This is a genomic window from Paenibacillus sp. PvR098 (assembly GCF_017833255.1).
In the GTDB taxonomy this organism is placed as follows: domain Bacteria; phylum Bacillota; class Bacilli; order Paenibacillales; family NBRC-103111; genus Paenibacillus_G.
The window spans coordinates 2,757,264-2,774,411 of record NZ_JAFIBU010000001.1 but is presented as its reverse complement, the minus strand read 5'-3'; the positions used below and the strand labels follow the sequence as shown (position 1 = coordinate 2,774,411).

The 17,148-nt window shown below is 45.2% G+C and carries 20 protein-coding genes and 1 riboswitch; of the genes, 11 read left to right on the top strand and 9 right to left on the bottom strand.

The annotated features are described in order from the left end of the window. Nucleotides 1-4: 4 nt before the first annotated feature. From JOE45_RS13725 to JOE45_RS13715, 3 genes are all read right to left on the bottom strand, one after another. On the bottom strand, nt 5-1,108 hold the full coding sequence (locus JOE45_RS13725) for a PAS domain-containing sensor histidine kinase (protein WP_245246966.1): 1,104 nt from the start codon (nt 1,106-1,108) through the stop codon (nt 5-7). A 139-nt stretch (nt 1,109-1,247) separates the two neighbouring features. Further along, complete coding sequence (locus JOE45_RS13720; protein WP_210019679.1) at nt 1,248-1,790, bottom strand: DoxX family protein; 543 nt, start codon at nt 1,788-1,790, stop codon at nt 1,248-1,250. A 142-nt stretch (nt 1,791-1,932) separates the two neighbouring features. Beyond that, nucleotides 1,933-2,673 (bottom strand): Crp/Fnr family transcriptional regulator, encoded by a 741-nt coding sequence (locus JOE45_RS13715; RefSeq protein WP_210019680.1) that lies wholly within the window; start codon nt 2,671-2,673, stop codon nt 1,933-1,935. A 239-nt stretch (nt 2,674-2,912) separates the two neighbouring features. Between JOE45_RS13715 and JOE45_RS13710 the strand changes: the two genes are divergently transcribed. From JOE45_RS13710 to JOE45_RS13685, 6 genes are all read left to right on the top strand, one after another. Next, nucleotides 2,913-3,383: a GAF domain-containing protein gene (locus tag JOE45_RS13710; RefSeq protein ID WP_210019681.1), complete on the top strand. Its 471-nt coding sequence runs from the start codon at nt 2,913-2,915 to the stop codon at nt 3,381-3,383. Next, a complete protein-coding gene (locus JOE45_RS13705) occupies nt 3,380-4,033 on the top strand; it encodes a response regulator transcription factor (protein WP_210019682.1) in 654 nt (217 codons plus the stop codon). The genes JOE45_RS13710 and JOE45_RS13705 overlap by 4 nt, the downstream gene beginning before the upstream one ends. Nucleotides 4,034-4,187: 154 nt before the next feature. Then, nucleotides 4,188-4,715, top strand: a complete 528-nt coding sequence (locus tag JOE45_RS13700; protein ID WP_210019683.1) for a hemerythrin domain-containing protein — start codon at nt 4,188-4,190, stop codon at nt 4,713-4,715. Nucleotides 4,716-4,754: 39 nt separating this feature from the next. After that, nucleotides 4,755-5,360: a molybdenum cofactor guanylyltransferase gene (mobA, locus tag JOE45_RS13695; RefSeq protein ID WP_210019684.1), complete on the top strand. Its 606-nt coding sequence runs from the start codon at nt 4,755-4,757 to the stop codon at nt 5,358-5,360. A gap of 18 nt (nt 5,361-5,378) precedes the next feature. Beyond that, complete coding sequence (locus tag JOE45_RS13690) at nt 5,379-6,377, top strand: globin-coupled sensor protein (protein WP_210019685.1); 999 nt, start codon at nt 5,379-5,381, stop codon at nt 6,375-6,377. 38 nt (nt 6,378-6,415) lie between these two features. Next, nucleotides 6,416-7,423, top strand: a complete 1,008-nt coding sequence (locus JOE45_RS13685) for an HD domain-containing phosphohydrolase (RefSeq protein WP_210019686.1) — start codon at nt 6,416-6,418, stop codon at nt 7,421-7,423. A gap of 44 nt (nt 7,424-7,467) precedes the next feature. Here the strand turns inward: JOE45_RS13685 and JOE45_RS13680 are convergent, their stop codons facing one another. Continuing rightward, nucleotides 7,468-8,190, bottom strand: coding sequence for a DUF554 domain-containing protein (locus JOE45_RS13680; protein ID WP_210019687.1), 723 nt, complete (start codon nt 8,188-8,190; stop codon nt 7,468-7,470). 826 nt (nt 8,191-9,016) lie between these two features. On the opposite strand from JOE45_RS13680, the gene JOE45_RS13675 reads away from it, so the two are divergent. Beyond that, entirely contained in the window at nt 9,017-10,657 is a 1,641-nt protein-coding gene (locus JOE45_RS13675; RefSeq protein WP_210019688.1) for a diguanylate cyclase domain-containing protein, read from the top strand. A 66-nt stretch (nt 10,658-10,723) separates the two neighbouring features. On the opposite strand, the gene JOE45_RS13670 is transcribed toward JOE45_RS13675, so the two are convergent. The 4 genes from JOE45_RS13670 to JOE45_RS13655 form a co-directional block, all read right to left on the bottom strand. After that, nucleotides 10,724-10,945 carry a hypothetical protein gene (locus JOE45_RS13670; RefSeq protein WP_210019689.1) on the bottom strand — a complete coding sequence of 74 codons (222 nt, stop codon included), beginning with the start codon at nt 10,943-10,945 and terminating at the stop codon, nt 10,724-10,726. A 239-nt stretch (nt 10,946-11,184) separates the two neighbouring features. Continuing rightward, a complete protein-coding gene (gene ymzB, locus JOE45_RS13665; RefSeq protein WP_210019690.1) occupies nt 11,185-11,526 on the bottom strand; it encodes a protein YmzB in 342 nt (113 codons plus the stop codon). Nucleotides 11,527-11,647: 121 nt separating this feature from the next. Next, nucleotides 11,648-11,803 (bottom strand): hypothetical protein, encoded by a 156-nt coding sequence (locus JOE45_RS13660; protein ID WP_210019691.1) that lies wholly within the window; start codon nt 11,801-11,803, stop codon nt 11,648-11,650. Nucleotides 11,804-11,854: 51 nt separating this feature from the next. Then, complete coding sequence (locus JOE45_RS13655) at nt 11,855-12,025, bottom strand: hypothetical protein (protein ID WP_210019692.1); 171 nt, start codon at nt 12,023-12,025, stop codon at nt 11,855-11,857. Between the two features lie 317 nt (nt 12,026-12,342). On the opposite strand from JOE45_RS13655, the gene JOE45_RS13650 reads away from it, so the two are divergent. The 3 genes from JOE45_RS13650 (at nt 12,343) to JOE45_RS13640 (ending at nt 14,851) form a co-directional block, all read left to right on the top strand. Then, entirely contained in the window at nt 12,343-12,591 is a 249-nt protein-coding gene (locus tag JOE45_RS13650) for a hypothetical protein (protein ID WP_210019693.1), read from the top strand. A gap of 187 nt (nt 12,592-12,778) precedes the next feature. Then, the gene (locus JOE45_RS13645; protein WP_210019694.1) at nt 12,779-13,774 is read left to right on the top strand and encodes a sucrase ferredoxin; all 996 of its coding nucleotides are present in this window, start codon (nt 12,779-12,781) and stop codon (nt 13,772-13,774) included. Between the two features lie 303 nt (nt 13,775-14,077). Then, nucleotides 14,078-14,212: riboswitch (cyclic di-AMP (ydaO/yuaA leader) on the top strand. 312 nt (nt 14,213-14,524) lie between these two features. Next, the gene (locus JOE45_RS13640) at nt 14,525-14,851 is read left to right on the top strand and encodes a hypothetical protein (protein WP_210019695.1); all 327 of its coding nucleotides are present in this window, start codon (nt 14,525-14,527) and stop codon (nt 14,849-14,851) included. Between the two features lie 325 nt (nt 14,852-15,176). Here the strand turns inward: JOE45_RS13640 and JOE45_RS13635 are convergent, their stop codons facing one another. Then, nucleotides 15,177-15,851 (bottom strand): NAD(P)H-dependent oxidoreductase, encoded by a 675-nt coding sequence (locus JOE45_RS13635; protein ID WP_210019696.1) that lies wholly within the window; start codon nt 15,849-15,851, stop codon nt 15,177-15,179. A 308-nt stretch (nt 15,852-16,159) separates the two neighbouring features. Here JOE45_RS13635 and JOE45_RS13630 point away from each other — a divergent pair, with 308 nt between their 5' ends. Beyond that, nucleotides 16,160-17,137 carry a LacI family DNA-binding transcriptional regulator gene (locus JOE45_RS13630; RefSeq protein ID WP_210019697.1) on the top strand — a complete coding sequence of 326 codons (978 nt, stop codon included), beginning with the start codon at nt 16,160-16,162 and terminating at the stop codon, nt 17,135-17,137. Nucleotides 17,138-17,148 lie beyond the last annotated feature (11 nt).

Sequence of the window (17,148 nt, the reverse complement as noted above, 5' to 3'; positions counted from 1 at the left end):
GATGTTATTTTGGAACGATTAAAGTGACCTTAGTTCCTTCTCCGGGCTTGGATAGGATGGTAATCTGACCATGCACGGAGCGGGCTCTCTCTTCCATACTGAAAAGTCCCACACCCTTGGCATCGGTTTCCCGGGTAAAGCCTATTCCTTGATCTTCTACACGGACTTCAATATAATCATCGAACTCATGAAACTTCACCCGTGCCTCCGAAACCTCCGCGTATTTTGCGAGATTGGTTAAAGCCTCTTGAATGATCCGGTAAATGGTCGTCTCTTTGTTGGCCTCCAACCGCTTGCGGAGATTGCAGTCAAAATAAACCTTGATGCCGTAATGATTGGAGTAGCTCTCAATATAGGAACGAATGGCCGGAACGACCCCAAGATCGTCCAGGACCGAGGGGCGCAATTCCCAGGCCAATCCGCGCACGTCCTCAATAATTCCGGCTACGCTGCTTCGCAGGCCGCTTAGCTGCTGCATACCGGTATCCCCGATTAAACGGTCAATTTGAATGAGCAGGGAAAAGAGGCTTTGTCCGATCCCGTCATGCAGCTCCCGTGAAAATTTTCGGCGCTCGTCTTCCTGTACCTGCATAACATGACCCATCATAAGCTTCAATTCTTCCTCTACCTTCTTGAGCTGGGTGACTTCATTGCGAATTGCAAGATATTGATAAGGACGCCCGTTGTCATCCTGGAAAGGCACGATGGTGGTATTTACCCAATAGTACATGCCGTCCTTCGTTTTGTTCTTAATGTCTCCCCGCCATACCTGTCCAGAGGAGATGGTTCTCCACAAATCGGTCATGAATTCTTTGCTGTGAAAGCTGGAATTGATAATCCGATGGTCCTGACCGATCAGTTCATCGCGGTCAAATTTCGAGATCTCACAAAAATTATCATTCACATATTGAATCGTTCCACGATGGTCGGTGACTGCAACGATGGAAGATTCATCGAGCGCAAATTTCACGTCTGCCAGCTGCTTTAACGATTGCTTCAGGCGATCGCGAAAGGGTGGATCGGTAATATAGGTGTCCAGCTGTTCTTGTAATTCAGCAACATTCTGGCCTATCACCTCAGGGTGGGGCTTGTTTGGCTTATGATTCAACGCGATCATCCTTCCTTTCGGGTACATTCTTATCTTAGCAAAGAAGGAAGAATCGAGACAATGCTCGCCGCGAAGAAGAAAGTGAATAGGAAAATAAAAGGACCAGGCAAGCTTGTCGCTTCCCGATCCTTCCAATCAATTATTTATGGGTTAGAACTTTCATGCCGGTCATAGCCTTGGTGTCGCGTCCGTCTTTGTTATTTCGATGGAATAATTTGCGGAGCAGGGGCAGCAAGTAGTAATCGACACCGAATTTGCCGGCATTGGCCCCCGCGGCCAACACGATTCCACCAAGCAGGATCATCCACGGGTTGGTGCTTACCGTCCCAGCGAAGAGAAACATGAAGTTCATTAGTAATCCGAAGCCGGCGGCTGCGGTAGTAAATGCGCCAAGGATCAAGCCGAGGCCGACCAGCGTTTCGCCTAGAGGGATTAAGAAGTTGATGATTTTCGCATTCGGCAGTGCAATAAGATTCAGAAATGCAGTGAAATTAGGGTAGATCAGCTCGTTGGTCGCTCTATCGAGAACCGGTTTGTTTACTGCGTTGTTCAGGAAGCCTGTCGCATCAAACTCACCCGTTAGCTTGTGCCAACCCGATGTCAGCCACATCCAACCCACATAGATGCGAAGAACAAGAAGCAGGCCGGCGGCATAAACCTGTTCTCTTAAAAATTTCATCATGGTAACCATCTCCTCAAATTAATTGCCTTTCCTTTCCACGTCTTAACTGTACATCAAACGGAAAGGCTGCGATGTGATTTGCGTCACAGGAGAAGAGAATTTTGAGCCTGTATATCTAAGGGGCCTAAAACATCGTTTTGCATCAAACGCGGCAGATATGCTTCGGGCAGTTTTCACAGTGGCAGATATCGCGCAGATAGGCCAAGTCCTTGATGATGAAGTGACCGTTCACGATGTCGATGGTGTTTTGTTTCTTCAGGTCACTCAGCATCCGGTTGACGCTTTCGCGGGTGGCGCCGATCATCTCGGACATTTCCGTATTGTTCAGCTTGACCGATATGCGGCTGTACTCACCGAAGGGTTCCCCGTAGGAATTGTTTAAGCGAATGAGAAGAGAGCACAGTGCTCCGGGCTTACCGAACATCATCAAATCGCGGAATTTGGTTTGCGTCAGCAGGTGCATCATCCCCTGCCAGCGCATAAATTCTACCGCGAGATCGCCATGCTGCCAAAGCAGAACCTCCAGATCCTTACGTTGGATCAGGCCAAGGTCGCAATCCTCAATTGCTTCAGCGCCAAGGAGGTAAGCCGAATCCGTCATGCCGTCTCCATAGCCGATCAAGTCTCCAACGTGGTGCAAATACAAGGTGAGGGAACCGCCGTTATCTGCCGATTTGGTGATTTTGACGCGGCCTTGTTTGATGTAATATAAATATTCGGCCTTATCGCCTTCCCAGAAAAGGCCGGAGCCTTTTTGTACCTTTTTCGAATACATGATACCGGTAAGCCGTTCGACATTCTCTAGCGTAAAATACTGCTGCAGGCCCTGCGATTGAATCGGAGCGGCTTCCGATGTATGATTAACCGGATAATGATGGATCATCCGTATCATCCTCCTCTTCGTTCTCATGCATTTATCATATCAATTTTAAAGACCTGGCGTTATCGGGGAATCCTCTGATATTAGGGGGAGAAAATCCTGAATTTCGACCGATTTCCCGATGGGGAAATCAGGGTTTTCCCTGACTTACAAATGAAGCCGCAGCGGGTACAATGAAAGCACAGTGTTCGGCGTTTCGGGTTCATGGTTGGCGTGAAGCAGCATGGAAGGAGGGGGAGCGGGTGGACATGGAGCACAACCAGATCCTAAGCGAGTTGTTGATGATTCGTTCATCGGTATCGGGCGACTTTGCCGCACTGGCCTTAGGGGTTGGGGATGGTCGGCTGTTTCGCTGGACTTTGGTGTCCGGGAACGAGACCGAGCGGAGTGAAACGATGATGTTTGGAGCGGGACAGGGTGTGGGCGGTCTAACGATTCGGGTCGGACGAACGATAGCATGGAACGATATCGATATGGGCCAACTGCTTCGTGAATGCCCGCTTATGCTTGCGGAAAGGCTGCGAACCGCCGTCACCGCTCCCGTTGTCGTACAAAGGGAAAATCGCGGTGTGGTATTGGTTGGTTGCAGAAAGGGACGCCTATTTACAAGGGATGATATGGCCGCGGTGACGCTAGCGTCGCACCGGATTAGTAAGCTAACGGATGCTGAAACGGTTTTCGGCCGGTTAGATAAAAGGGGGTGCAACACATGATAAGAATCATCGTGGTTGACGACCATGCGGTTGTGAGATCCGGGTTGAACCTACTGCTTCACGGCAAGCATGACATGGAAGTCGTGGGGGAAGCGGCGGATGGAGACGAGGCGATTCGCCTTGCCGGAGAGCTGAAACCGGATGTCGTGCTGATGGATTTAAGTATGCCGCACGGTAAGGATGGCCTAACGGCTGCCGCCGAGCTTAAGCAGGAGCAGCCGGAAACGGCGGTGCTTATATTGACCATGCACGATGACGAGGAATATTTATTTAGGGCGATCCAAGCCGGGGCGTCCGGGTATATCTTGAAAAGCGCGCCGCACGAAGAGCTTCTTGCGGCCATTCAATCCGTAGCGGAAGGGAACGCTTACTTGTATCCGAGCGCGACCAAACGTCTAATGGGTGAGTATCTGGAACGGCTAAAACGAGGTGAAAACACAGGCCCCTACGATACCCTGTCCGAACGGGAGAAGGAAATATTGGCGCTTGTCGCTAAGGGCTATTCCAACAAAGAGATTGCCGATCAGCTGATCATCAGCGTGAAGACAGTGGAATCGCACAAAAGCAACGTTATGGAAAAGCTAAAGCTAAAGACGCGCCCGGAGCTTGTCAAGTTTGCCCTGAAAAAAGGGCTTCTAAACTTTGAATGAAGACGGTATTACAAACGAATAAAGGATGAAAGACTGCATCGGCTCTTGTCTAGAGCTCTTGCAGTCTTTTTGTGCTTGCGGTGTGACAAATATCACAGTTAATTTCCAAGGTGTGCGATATGCTGAATCCACCACATTGAAGGAGGTCTGATTGATGGAACAGGAGACGGATCGGCTCTTGGACGCTGTGCGTCCATCGGATTGGGTTATGATGCTGGTACGGCTTAAGGATGAGCACTTGAAGCTAAGACAAACCATAGCAGAACTCGAGGCGGCGGTGAATCGAGCCGACCGGATGCCGGATGTATTGACGGTGGCGCATGAAATTCGGCGCATCAAGCAGCCGCTTATCGCGTACATGAATGAGCTGGAGCGTCATTCGGCTTGGGAAGAGGAAGAACTGAGACCTCTGATAGACCAATATTTTTATAACAAGCACGTGCCCATGATCAAGGATTCGATCTGGGTCATGGAAAAAGATCACGAGCTAGGAACCGCCTACCTCGAGGCGTTTCTTCAAATGCTCGATGATTTTGGAATCCGCCCGCATGCGGGTATGGTGGCGGGAGCAGTCGGCTGCTTTCTGCAAGGCTGCAGGCTTCTCAAGGAGCATTTCAGAATGGAGGAGCACATCGTATTACCCTTAGTGGAACAAATGCTGAGCGATTCGAATGCGGGATGATCACAACAAGAGAAAATGATTGGCAAGGAGGAAATGGCCATGCTGACAGGTCTCATTCTAGCCGGTGGACCCAATACACGGATGAACGGCGATCCGAAGGCACTGCTTCCTTTTGGAGGAGGGGCGCTTATTGAGCGGCAAATCCAAATCATGAGAGAGATTTGCCAGGAAGTGATCGTAGTCACGAGGGATCCGGCTCCGCTGCTGCGTTTGTTGAACAAGGAGGTCCGCATCATCACCGACTATTTTTTCGGTAAAGGTCCCCTTGCGGGCATGCATGCCGGGTTTAGTTTGGCCAAGCACGGTCAAATTTGGGTGGTCGGCTGCGAGATGCCGTTTCCTTCAATAAAAGCGGCCGAATTGCTGCTGGAATCAATAGAAAATGGTTACGATGCGGCTCTTCCTTATATGAACGGCAGTCTATATCCGCTGCACGCCGTCTATGACAAAGCTTGCGCGGGTCCAATAGCCGATTTATTGGAGAAAGAGGAGGCTCGTCTTTCGGAGCTGTTGAAGTCCCTTCGTTGGCGGGGTATTCCAGAGTCGGATTTCGTGGATAAGGGGATTGATTCCCGATTTATCGTGAGCATCGACACCTGCGAAGATTATCAACAGGCGCTCCAATGCGAAAAATTACAAACATAAGACACTTGGGGGTTGAACATGAATTTAACAGATACACGCAAAGAGCAAATTGATTACATAGGCATAACAGCGGATGACTTATTCCTTTTACAAAGCAAAAAGGCAGAATTTACGAAGATAGTAGACGTTTTGGTGGACGAGCTTTATGACCGCATTATGCTTCGTCCGGAGCTCAGGGCGATTATTGAAGCACATAGCACGATTGATCGATTGAAAGAAACGCAGAGGTGGTACTTTCTCTCCTTGACGGACGGGAAGATCGACGAGTCTTTTATAGAAAAAAGACTTTTTATCGGGAGCGTGCACTCCAGAATTGGTTTAACGACGCAGTGGTATTTGGGAACGTACATGCTTTATCTGGATCTGGCGGCATCCCACCTCCAGAATGTGCTTCCAAACAATTGGCTGCCGGTTATTAATGCCATGACCAAAATGTTTAACTTGGATTCGCAGCTTGTGCTTGAAGCATATGAAGCGGATGAAAAGAAAAAAGTGCAAAGACTGGCAGATGAACGCGGCCATCTCTTAGTCGGCATTAACTCAGCGGTGCAGGAATTAGCCTCTATGATGGTCGAGCTAAGCAGCAGCACCCAATCTGTGGCGGAAACCGCCATCCGTACGGCGGAATCGCAGGAGAAGTCACTTGACTCGGTGAACGAGCTGACCCGGGAAATTCAACACATTCACCATATGGGATCACTCATGGAAGAGATATCAGGGCAAACTCATTTACTGGGGCTTAACGCGGCCATTGAAGCCGCACGCGCGGGGGAGCATGGCCTTGGTTTTAATGTGGTTGCCAAAGAAGTTCGGAAGCTTGCTGGAAGATCCAAGGAGGCTCTAGTACAAATTCACTCCAAGCTTGCAGTCATTTCACGCTTGCTTAAAGAAGTAAAGAGTGAGTCTGAGCAGACGAGCATGCAAGCACAAACGCAAGCCGCAAGCTCCGAGGAGCTGTCGGCGTTTGTCCAAATGATCGAGAAAGTAACCACAGAGCTGGAGCAATTGAAGCAATAAGCTGTGCGTAAACCATGACAACTAGAGGGAGAAGCAGGATGAATCCAATATTACGCCAATTTTTGTGCTTAAGCGATGCGGTTATGATAACGGACAGAAATCATATAATCATCGATGTGAACGAGCCATATGAAAAAATAACCGGTTTTTCCAAAACAGAGGTCGTTGGATCAGGCGCCGGCATTACGAAATCCAGATTTACTCCAGATCATATGTACCAAAGCTTAAAACAAACGCTGCATAACGATCAGTCCTGGTCGGGTGTATTTATAAACAAAAAAAAGAGCGGGGAGCTTTGGCATTCCTCCATCTCCATCACCCCTTTCATCCTGGATGGGATCGGTTATTATGTGGGTATATTTCGGGAGCTTGAGCAGTTAACCGAAGGGATGTACATTGCGGAAGCGCGAAAGGATAGAATTCAAAGAACCCTGTTACAGGTTCTGGCTACTTCCTGCGAAATCCGGGACCCGGGGATTGAGGAGCATCTGATCCGTGTTCGAGAACTTACAGAACAATTACTTCTACAGCATAATCTAAGATTGCAATTGAATTTATCAAGGGAGTTTTTACATCAAACGATCAATTCAAGCATATTACACGATATTGGAAAGTCCGGTGTGCCTGAGGGGATATTGTACAAGCCCGGTCCGCTTGCATCGTACGAACGGGCGATCATAGAGACTCATCCGCTTATTGGCGTTGATATATTAACCAAAATTGCCGAAGGACTTGATGATGAATTGTTCCATGAGGAATTCGCGATTGCCAAACATATTATTGAGTTTCATCATGAAAAATGGGATGGTACAGGATATCCTTATCAGCTAAAGGGGGCGGATATACCTATAGAAGCCCGTATTGTTGCCGTGGTAGATGTATATGATGCTTTAACGAGCAGAAGGTCTTATAAGGACTGTTGGAGTCAAGAGAGAGCCTTGGAATACTTAATTGAACAAAAGGGAAGACAATTCGATCCGGATATTGTGGATACGTTTATACAGTTACCAAGTCATAGTAAAGCAAGGCACGCACGGGTCCACTAGGGATTCTTGCGTGCCTTGCAATGTATAGATCAAGCATGGTTCTGCTAACGCAGCGATAATTCACCCAGAACGATGACTGCTGCAATGAAAATAGATGGGAGCAAGTTGGCGACATTTATTTTTTTGATGTGGAGTATGTTGAGACCAATGCCAATAATCAATACCCCTCCGACGGCCGTAACCTCCGTGATGATGGCACTTAAATCAGCATCGCTGATAAACAGGGTAAATAATGTTGCCGTAAGCGCAATGGTCCCTTGATATAAGAAAACGGGGGCTGCTGAAAGCGTGACGCCAATGCCTAAAGTCGATGAGAGAATCACGGCGGATATTCCGTCTAATATCGATTTGGTGTATAAAATATCATGGTTGTGCCTCAGTCCGCTGTCTATCGAACCTAGAATGGCCATCGCACCTATACAATAGATCAGTGTTGCTGTGACGAAGCCTTCCGCGATACTGCCTGTATTCGGATCGGCTTTCTCCTCACGATGGAATTGTTTCTCCACCCACAGGCCGAGCTGGTTAAGTCGATATTCAATTCTCATGACTTCCCCAATAATGCCCCCAACTACAATACTTATAATAACAATTAAGAAATTCTCCGATTTAAGCGCCATCGTGATGCCAAGAACCGCTATCGAGATCCCTAATCCCTGCATGACGGTATTGCGGATTCCTTCTGAAATGCGGGGCAGCACAAGGCTACCCAATAAACCGCCTGCAATAATAGCAAGAGCGTTGATGATTGTCCCCCATAAAGCCATGAATGCAGATTTCCTCTCTTTTCGGGATAAAAATATTAGGCACGCCTATCGGTCAGCTGTTCTAAAAGGAACAATTGAACGAATCATATACCATAATAACCATTTCTCTGAAGCTCATCAATGATTTCATAAGATTCGGGTAAGTGTATGGGTTATCATCAGGGAAATTGAGGGAACCAAACATGGGGGGCTTCATATTTCTATTCTCATACATTCTTAATATTTTTCTGATAAAATGATTGCACACCCATTGAAAGATGGAGACGCATTTAGCTTTATGAAAGAGCAAACGTCGTCATAGCTGGGAGATATAATGAAGGAACCAATGGAAATAGAATTAGATGACAATATACAAGAGTTACATATATATCCTATCATGGAAAAACGGATGCTGAACTAGCCCACATTGCGCCTTCAACAAGGGATGACCTTTAAATTTAAAGAACAGAACGGTAGGCTTATTCATACACAGGGAGATGGGGAATTATAGAAAGGCATGGGCAGGAGAAAGAGTAACTTATGAAGGAGAATTAAACGGAGTCTTTTATTTATCCGCCTTACGTCCCGTTGTTCGCGGTGGGCGCATGGTGGAGGTCATCGCCTCTTGCGTAGACATTACGGATCGAAAAAAATGAAGCGGATCTTAAAGAAAGTGAGGAAAGGTACCTTCAATTGGTGGAAATCGCACCCGATGCGATTATCGTTCATCAATTGGGGGAAATTGTTTATATTAATCAAGCCGGGTATAAAGGGGAAATGTCCACGCAAAAAATGATAAGGGAAATAAAAGACCATAAGGCATAGGGGAAGAAGGGACGGGCTTTGGATGAATCATCTGGACGGCAGCTATAATTTAGCAATGGTTCTACTTTCAATTACTATAGTGATATTCGCATCCTATACAGCTCTTGATCTTCTCGATCGAATCAAGGAATCGGGAAATGGTTTAATTCGTAAGTACTGGCTTAGTACTGCCTCGATTGCCATGGGTGGCGGAATTTGGACGATGCATTATATTGGAATGTTGGCTTTTTATGTAAATTATAAAGAAGTTGAGTATGATTTGTATTTACTCATACTCTCGGTGATTTTTCCAATCATCTCATCTAGTATTTGTTTTTATGTGGTATCTCGACGTATAAGAGATAAATGGTACTTGCTGCTGAGTGGCTTGATTATGGGGATTGGTATTGCATCTATGCATTATACGGGAATGCTAGCCATGCATATAAAGGCCCAAATCGAATACGATAAGACGTTGTTTTTGCTGTCCATTCTGATCGGCATCGTTTCGTCAAATGTAGCACTATGGATATTTTCCCGGTTTGCTGATGAACATGTTAATCGCAAGCTTTGGATCAAAGTAGTAGCCGCGATTTTTTTAGGTGGTGGGATCTCATGTGTGCATTATACGGGAATGGCAGCCACTCATTTTATACCTGATACGAATGTTCACCTATATGAAGAGAAATTAAGCGTAGGGGTCAATTTATTTTCAGCTTTAAGTGTCGGAGCATCCTTGTTTTTTATTCTTATATTCATTTTAATGAGTGGCTCTATGGATCGTTATTCTTCGATAAAGTTAAAAGAAAGCGAAGAGAGATATCGCAGATTGGTTGAGTTATCGCCGAATGGAATAGCCATTCATGAGTTTGGTGAATTTAGATATGTGAATCTTACCGGTCTGAAGATTCTGGGAGCGGAAACCGGGGAGCAGTTAATCGGCAAGAATATTTTGGATTTCATACACCCTAATTATCATGAAATTGTAAAGAGACGATGGAAGACCATCCGGGAACAGGATACGCATGTGTCATTTATAGAAGAGAAATTTATTCGATTAGATAAGGAAATCATTGATGTTGAAATCATGGCTATGCCGATCACACACAATGGAAAGCAGTATGTCCAGGTTTTCTTTCAAGATATTTCTGAACGCAAAAAGGCAGAAATACTCATTCATCAGATGGCTTATCATGATATTTTGACAGGTTTACCGAATAGACGTATGTTTATGGATTATCTTAATAAAGCGTTAATGGAAGCCAAACTGAATCGTCAAAAGGTAGCGGTCATGTTTATTGATTTGGATGGATTTAAACAAGTGAATGATCGTTTCGGGCATGGGGTCGGCGACCTTTTGTTACAGGATGTTGCACAGCGCATTAAAAATAGCGTACGACAGGAGGATACGACTTCACGTTTAGCAGGTGATGAATTCACTATATTGATATCTGATACGAATAAAGAAAAAGTAAGGAAAGATGCCTTAAGAATATTAGAAGCACTGCGTGCTCCATCGATTATTCATTCCTATACGATTCATATTTCACCCAGTATAGGTATTTCACTTTATCCGGATGATGGGGAAGATGGCGAAATGTTAATGAAGCATGCGGATATCGCTATGTACGAAGCTAAGAAAGTCGGGAAAAATAATTTTCAGTTTTATAAGATTGTGCATTAAACGATTGTTGATGAACAGCAGAAACGGTTTATTCGATTCTGCTGTTTTTGGAACACGAGAACTCCATTAATGATTAGGCAGCAAAAAGATTTCGTTGTGAGAACCCTGGACGGGCTCTTTTCTTAATTTGCCCTCTTGCACTAACTCAGCCAACCCCTGCTCAATATCGGATGGTTGAACCTTCATGATATCAGCTAGTTTTAGGGATGATATTGCCATTAAATCAGGATTTTTGGTTGAGGATTTAATCGCTGTTTCTACATGTTGTAATAGCAACTGTTTATCCAATCATTCACACCTCTTTACATAATGTAATCATATGAATTATCCCCAGAATCTATACAAAATACCACCCATAGGGCTTATTGCTTTTGTATTGTATGGAAATCAGCATAGACGAGGATCTTCCAAGGTCCAGCAGATTTAAGAAAATAAGCCCTTAGGTCTGCCGCCAGCGCAGACCCGAGGGCTTTACTGTCAATAACGAACGATTTTAATCGTAGAATGTTTGTCCTGCTTTCAATGAACTATCCCTTCTTGGAAATCGTATATTCGGCACGGTCCGTAACCAGCTGCAGCCCATCCTCTTGAACCGATCCTCGCCAATTACCAAGCAGCGGAATTTCGTATTGGTTCTCCGGTAGCCGCGAATGGTCGTGCGTAAAGATAATGCTGCCTACCCCATGCAGAACGAGTTCGCTCTCGGCAATATAATCGTCAGCATGGGCGAGCGCAGGATGGCCTAGCGAGACTCGCTCGAGCCGAAGCTTAATGAGATCCCGGTCGTCCTGCTCACGTTTCTCGATAAGAAGCTGTTGACCACGGCACTGCTCTAACCACTGTGTCATTTGCTCCAATTCAAGATTCATCTACTTAACCCTCCTTACGCCTAGCGGTGGATGACAAGACAGCTATAGCATAGTCCGGCCTTATTGCATTGCAAAAACGCCTTGAAAAAACCTCTCGTTGGAGAGGATTATCGATCTTGAATTAATCATTCTTTATTTCAATATGCATATTGTCCAGCTTGTAATTTTGTTTGGCTTGCACGTCGCTTTCGGCCTTGGGCTTAACTTCCTCTGCCAGTCCTTCTGCGTCCGTCGTTTGCTCCAAATTGTTTATTCCTGATTTGGTTTTATCTTTCATGATAATGTCTCCTCATTTTTAGGTTTACAGATAGGGATGCGCTCTGTCATTTTACCGGCCCTCTTGGTCTTGTCTTTCGATGTGCCCTTTAATGGAAGCTATGGCATCTTCATCGGGATTATGGATCGCATTTGTTGTACCGTCCTCTACGATGGTTCTTTCTTTATACCGATCATTATTAGCCTGAACTTTAGCATACGTTTCCAATGTTTCATCTGCCATATTCTTTGCTCCTTCTGGTCATCGTTGACCCTTAAAGTGTGTAGCGAGTAGTTCACCCACTGTAGTGTGTCTTTAATAATTAAAAGCTATGTGTAACTGTCCAGCAGCTCCAGCGTTTGCCGGAAACATATACAAAGCCCACAAGGACATTTTTAAAGCGAACAAATTAGCTCGCGTATATTCGAACCACCCCAGATACCACGAATAATTTATTCTAGCGAATCATTTGGTTGCAGCAAAGCAGCAACTTTTCGGTATAGTAAAAGCGTCTAATGAGTAGTGAAAAAATGAATGGTCATATAAGAAGGAGGAGCACAGTGGGAAATAACGTATATAAGGTATCGGGAATGATCTTTATGATCACAAGTGGAATATTGTACACTGCGGAAAGAATTGTTGAAAAGCTTTCTGCAGCCATGGTGGCAGCAGGGTATGCTTCCGGCGGAATAGGAACGGATAGAACCGTGAATTACTCCCATTTTTTTGAGAACTTTTTTGTCTGGTTTTTTCTCTTTATTGGATTCATTTTATTGGCTTACGGATTCCCAAAAGACAGAAATGAATGATCGAGCCGGTGAGATTCAGGGTGGATAACCTGCTTCTCCTCGGATTTTAATTTGGGCAGTGGGTTAGAGAAGTCTTGACAATGATATTGATTATCATTACCATATACTCATGACTATAATGATAATAATTATCAATATCATTTGGGTTGGTGAAAATGAACGATCTAAATGGTCTAGGAGGCTAAGAGTGGAAACCAAATCTGTTATTGAAGATAAGTGTGTGGGTGATTGCAACAAGCAGGACTTGTGTGCTTCGGTCTCCAAAATGGTTCGGGAGGATCCCATCGGTTCGGCAGCCATGCATGAACGTTATTTGTTCGTCGAAGTGCCGGTTCCCTGGGATTATGATGTCAAAGCTTCCAAGCATTTTCCGAAGGGCTTTATTGAAGTACTCAAAAGGGCAGCGGAGAATGAGCAGGATTTTCGTTTTTTGTCGTTTGTATCGGATGCTCATCCCTCACCCGCAGGATACAGAAGAGTGATGTATTATCAGAAGCCATCTTCCCCGTTTGCAGGGTATGAGAAGAAAGAATATGTCGTTCCCGCAGCAGAGTTAAACGTGTTAGCTGAGGCGCTTCTAAATGGCTCCGAACCTATGGATCGTTTTGAACCCTATGCGTTTGATGGTGATCATGTTAGGGATTTGTTTGTCTGTACACATGGAAGTCATGATGTGTGCTGCGGTAAGTTTGGTTACCCAATGTATAAAATACTTGAAGAGAATTATGCCGCGAAATCGTCTGGAAAGCTCAGAGTCTGGCGCGTCAGTCATTTTGGCGGTCATCGGCATGCGCCTACGATCGCCGATTTGCCCGAAGGGCGCTATTGGGCTCAAGTGGAGCCGGAAGATCTTGACACGCTTGTTCTTCGTCAAGGGCCATTTGCTCATATTTCCCGAAAATACCGGGGGTGGGGCGGTATTGGAAAATATGAGCAAATGGTCGAGCGTGAGATATTCATTCGTGAAGGTTGGAGTTGGATTGACTACAACAAGAAAGGCACGGTGTTGAAGGAGGAAGGACATTCCATGGTGGTGAGAATAGATTATTCTTCGGCTGACGGGGCGGTTTCTGGAACATATGAAGGAACGGTTGTTCCCACAGGCAGCGTCAAAATGGGCGGTTGTGGAAGTGAAGTGAAAGATGTTCAGCAATACAATGTTCTTAATGTAATGAAGCTCTAATCCATAAGGCAGCAGAGAACAAGGGGACACCCGCCGCGGATCAAGGAAGGCGGCACAGGAGGAAAGAACGATAAAGCATAAGATGGGGAAACGAAAGTCCCTGCCGATCCCCAGAAGAATAGATTAGGTATTTGGGTGATCATGCTGCTTTTACTTTTATTGGTACTCTCAGAATCATATTTTGGATAAAAAAGGGAGGATGTGATAATTTACAGGAGTTCCTCTAAGGAATCTTTTCAAAAAAATGGTATAAATAGTAGTGAAAGTGTTTCTTTGATTGACTAAGGTTTAACTATTATGTATTATTAGAATACGCTTAATTTCCGATTACCTTAATTGGAAAGCGGGGGAACCATTTTTTTGGGGCGAATCAAGATTGTAGGGAACCATCTTTCCCGAGCCCGACAGCTAACCTCGTCAGCAGTTAGATGGGTCAAATTCGTTTTTAGCGAATAAATGTATATACATTGACCCGTATAGCGGGTCTTTTATTTTTTAGGCCCGTTAATAGCTAGTGACCGTTGGATGAATCCACGATCATGCTGCTCATTACGGGTTTTTTGATGTGGTAAGTAAGCTTTAAAGGGGGCGCTGTCGCGAAGGGATATTCCTTGAGATAAGGAGATTTGATCAATCATGATTATGAAAACAAAAGACGGAAAAGTCGTCGAGATCTTAAGAATCTAGTAGAGAAGAGGTCCTAATATAAACGGAAAAGCAAGGATATAGAGATAACGAAAGGAAGATGTCATGATCCAGAGAATTAGTGCCGCTCATTTACAGCAGCTTTCTAAAGAACAAGAAGTAAAGCTTCGTAATCAATGGATTCCGCAAGAAGGAGAATACATCTTCTTCAGCGGACAAGAAGAGATGATTTATTACCTGGGCGGCGTTCAGAAGGATAGGTCGCTTCCACTGCTGACGATTGGACAAATGCTGGCGTATATACATAAATACGAGCATTCGGTTTGTATTGATCGCCAATCTAACGAATGGAAAATAACGACTTCAAAGCATGAAGTGAAAGCACCCGAGCTATGCGATGCTCTATGGGAAGCCACGAAATCCCACTTATAGCCTTTGTGCTGCTATCCGTACTCAATTCCAGCGCATTTTCTTTACTGGTTACCATTCTATTAACCATCTGGTGTATTAAGAAAGGTAATTGGTATGCTCCTCCGATACTAACCGTTGCTATTATCCCTTATTTTATGCAGAGCTCTGACTCCTGGCTCATTCCTATATCTGTGGGTGTTTCCTTACTTGGAGTGCTCGCTGTGATCGATGTTGTCGAAAAAAGGCTTGGCCATGAAACGACCTCGCTCCGGTAAATCATTACTGGACTAGGTCGTTTCGTACGACTCTGCTCCTTATAGCGTTTTTTTTGACGCGGTTATGCTGCTTACTTTACCCACTGAACAATATCCTCTATGCTTTGTCTTGTTTTTGGACGGTGCGGGTCCTGAGCCCGGTATCCAAACGCTGCCATCACCGATATATCCAGATTCCCGTTTTCCAACAAGCCTTCTTCATCAAGGATCTGATGTACCTCATCAAATTGGAACCCTTCGATAGGACAGGAATCGATTCCGATCAGAGCCGCCGCGGTCATCATATTGGCAAGGGCGATATACGTTTGCTTACAAGCCCAATCGAACAAGGTGCGCTCATTTTCAAGCAAATGAAGATCTGATTCCTGGAATTTTCTATACACGGTCGGGATGCGTTCCAGCGCTTCATCGGTCATGTTTTTCACATTTTTACACAGGTTGAATACATAATCAGAATCGTATCTTACGTTTCTACGGGCGAGAATAATCACAAAATGACTAGCGGTTGGCAGTTGTCCCTGGGCTCCCCAGGAAACTTGCTTTAGCTTTTCTCTCAATCGTTCATTTTGGATGATTAAGAACTTCCATGGCTCAAAACCGACGGAGCTTGGAGACAATCTCCCTGTTTCCAAAATAAATCGAAAATCCTCCTCCGATATTTTTCTCGTCGGGTCGAATTGTTTTGTGGCATGTCGGAAATAGAAGGCGTCCAGTATATCTTGTTTTTTGGTCGTTGTGTGGTTCATGGTTCATTCTTCCTTTCCATGCTGTTCATGATCTTTACATCATACCATAATTCCCCCGTCCTGCTTAAATCACCATAACCATTGACAAGGTATGCTGCTGATAAAGCTTAATATTATCCACAGATTTATCCACATCATTCACAGGAAGCTTATCCACATTGTATACATATTTTTTGATCTATATCCACATATCCACAGCTCAAGTTGTCCACATGTGACTATCTTTACTGCTTGCCTTCTGCAACTGCAATCATTAAGATATAGTTTTGAGATATACAATCATCCTTAAACCGTGATAAGAGGTAGTTATGGCGACTATTCATGATGTGGCGAAGAAGGCGGGAGTATCCGTAACGACGGTTTCCCGCGTGTTGAACAACCGTGGTTATATCAGCGAGGCGACCCGGAGCAAAGTGTACCAAACGATGGATGAATTGGGTTATCAACCGAATGAAATTGCACGCTCGCTGCTGCGGAAGCAGTCGAACCTTATCGGGTTGATTATTCCTGACGTCTCACACCCTTTCTTCTCGGAGCTCGCGAATCATGTGGAATATCATGCTTACCAGAACGGCTTCAAGGTGCTGCTTTGCAATTCGCATTTGGATCCGGTGAAAGAAAAGGACTACATCGAGATGCTGCGGCGGAACCGGGTGGATGGCATTATTATGGGAAGTCATACACTGGAAGTGCAAGAATACATGAACCTGCATTCTCCCCTTGTCACCATAGATAGGCAGATTGGAGAGAAGATCCCTTATATTTCCTCCGATAATTACAGAGGAGGGGAGCTGGCCACCGAGCTGTTAATTCGAAAAGGATGCAGAAAAATTGCACATATCTGCGGCAATTTAGAGCTAGATCTTCTCGCGAACCGGAGAAGTGAGGCGTTTAAACACATCGTTTCCAAGCATGCGGTAAAACACCTGACGATCCAGACAGACATGAACGTGTTTGATCAATGGCAATATGAACGTATTATTCATTCCTTGTTCCAGGAGCATCCAGACATTGACGGCGTCTTCGCATCCAGTGATATTATCGCGGCTTTTGCCGTTAAAGAATGCGAAAGAGCAGGGAAGCATGTGCCTGGTGATGTTCGTATCGTCGGATACGATGACGTGAAAGCGGCATCCTGGTTGACTCCTGCCATTACTACGGTGAGACAGCCCATCGGCGAGATCGGCCGTTTGGCTGTGGAGCTGATCCGCAAACAAATGGACGATGAGCCATTGGTAAGAGAAAATGTACTGGCTGTAGAACTGGTGGAAAGAGCAACGACGTAACAATGACCTAA

Bases quoted from the DNA above. Each gene is read 5' to 3' on its own strand.
- JOE45_RS13660 (WP_210019691.1), bottom strand. From the start codon at position 11,803: ATGAAAGATAAAACCAAATCAGGAATAAACAATTTGGAGCAAACGACG.
- JOE45_RS13640 (WP_210019695.1), top strand. From the start codon at position 14,525: ATGATCCAGAGAATTAGTGCCGCTCATTTACAGCAGCTTTCTAAAGAA.
- JOE45_RS13685 (WP_210019686.1), top strand. From the start codon at position 6,416: ATGAATCCAATATTACGCCAATTTTTGTGCTTAAGCGATGCGGTTATG.
- JOE45_RS13715 (WP_210019680.1), bottom strand. From the start codon at position 2,673: ATGATCCATCATTATCCGGTTAATCATACATCGGAAGCCGCTCCGATT.
- JOE45_RS13635 (WP_210019696.1), bottom strand. From the start codon at position 15,851: ATGAACCACACAACGACCAAAAAACAAGATATACTGGACGCCTTCTAT.
- JOE45_RS13680 (WP_210019687.1), bottom strand. From the start codon at position 8,190: ATGGCTTTATGGGGGACAATCATCAACGCTCTTGCTATTATTGCAGGC.
- JOE45_RS13630 (WP_210019697.1), top strand. From the start codon at position 16,160: ATGGCGACTATTCATGATGTGGCGAAGAAGGCGGGAGTATCCGTAACG.
- mobA (WP_210019684.1), top strand. From the start codon at position 4,755: ATGCTGACAGGTCTCATTCTAGCCGGTGGACCCAATACACGGATGAAC.
- ymzB (WP_210019690.1), bottom strand. From the start codon at position 11,526: ATGAATCTTGAATTGGAGCAAATGACACAGTGGTTAGAGCAGTGCCGT.
- JOE45_RS13675 (WP_210019688.1), top strand. From the start codon at position 9,017: ATGAATCATCTGGACGGCAGCTATAATTTAGCAATGGTTCTACTTTCA.
- JOE45_RS13690 (WP_210019685.1), top strand. From the start codon at position 5,379: ATGAATTTAACAGATACACGCAAAGAGCAAATTGATTACATAGGCATA.
- JOE45_RS13720 (WP_210019679.1), bottom strand. From the start codon at position 1,790: ATGATGAAATTTTTAAGAGAACAGGTTTATGCCGCCGGCCTGCTTCTT.
- JOE45_RS13705 (WP_210019682.1), top strand. From the start codon at position 3,380: ATGATAAGAATCATCGTGGTTGACGACCATGCGGTTGTGAGATCCGGG.
- JOE45_RS13700 (WP_210019683.1), top strand. From the start codon at position 4,188: ATGGAACAGGAGACGGATCGGCTCTTGGACGCTGTGCGTCCATCGGAT.
- JOE45_RS13655 (WP_210019692.1), bottom strand. From the start codon at position 12,025: ATGGCAGATGAAACATTGGAAACGTATGCTAAAGTTCAGGCTAATAAT.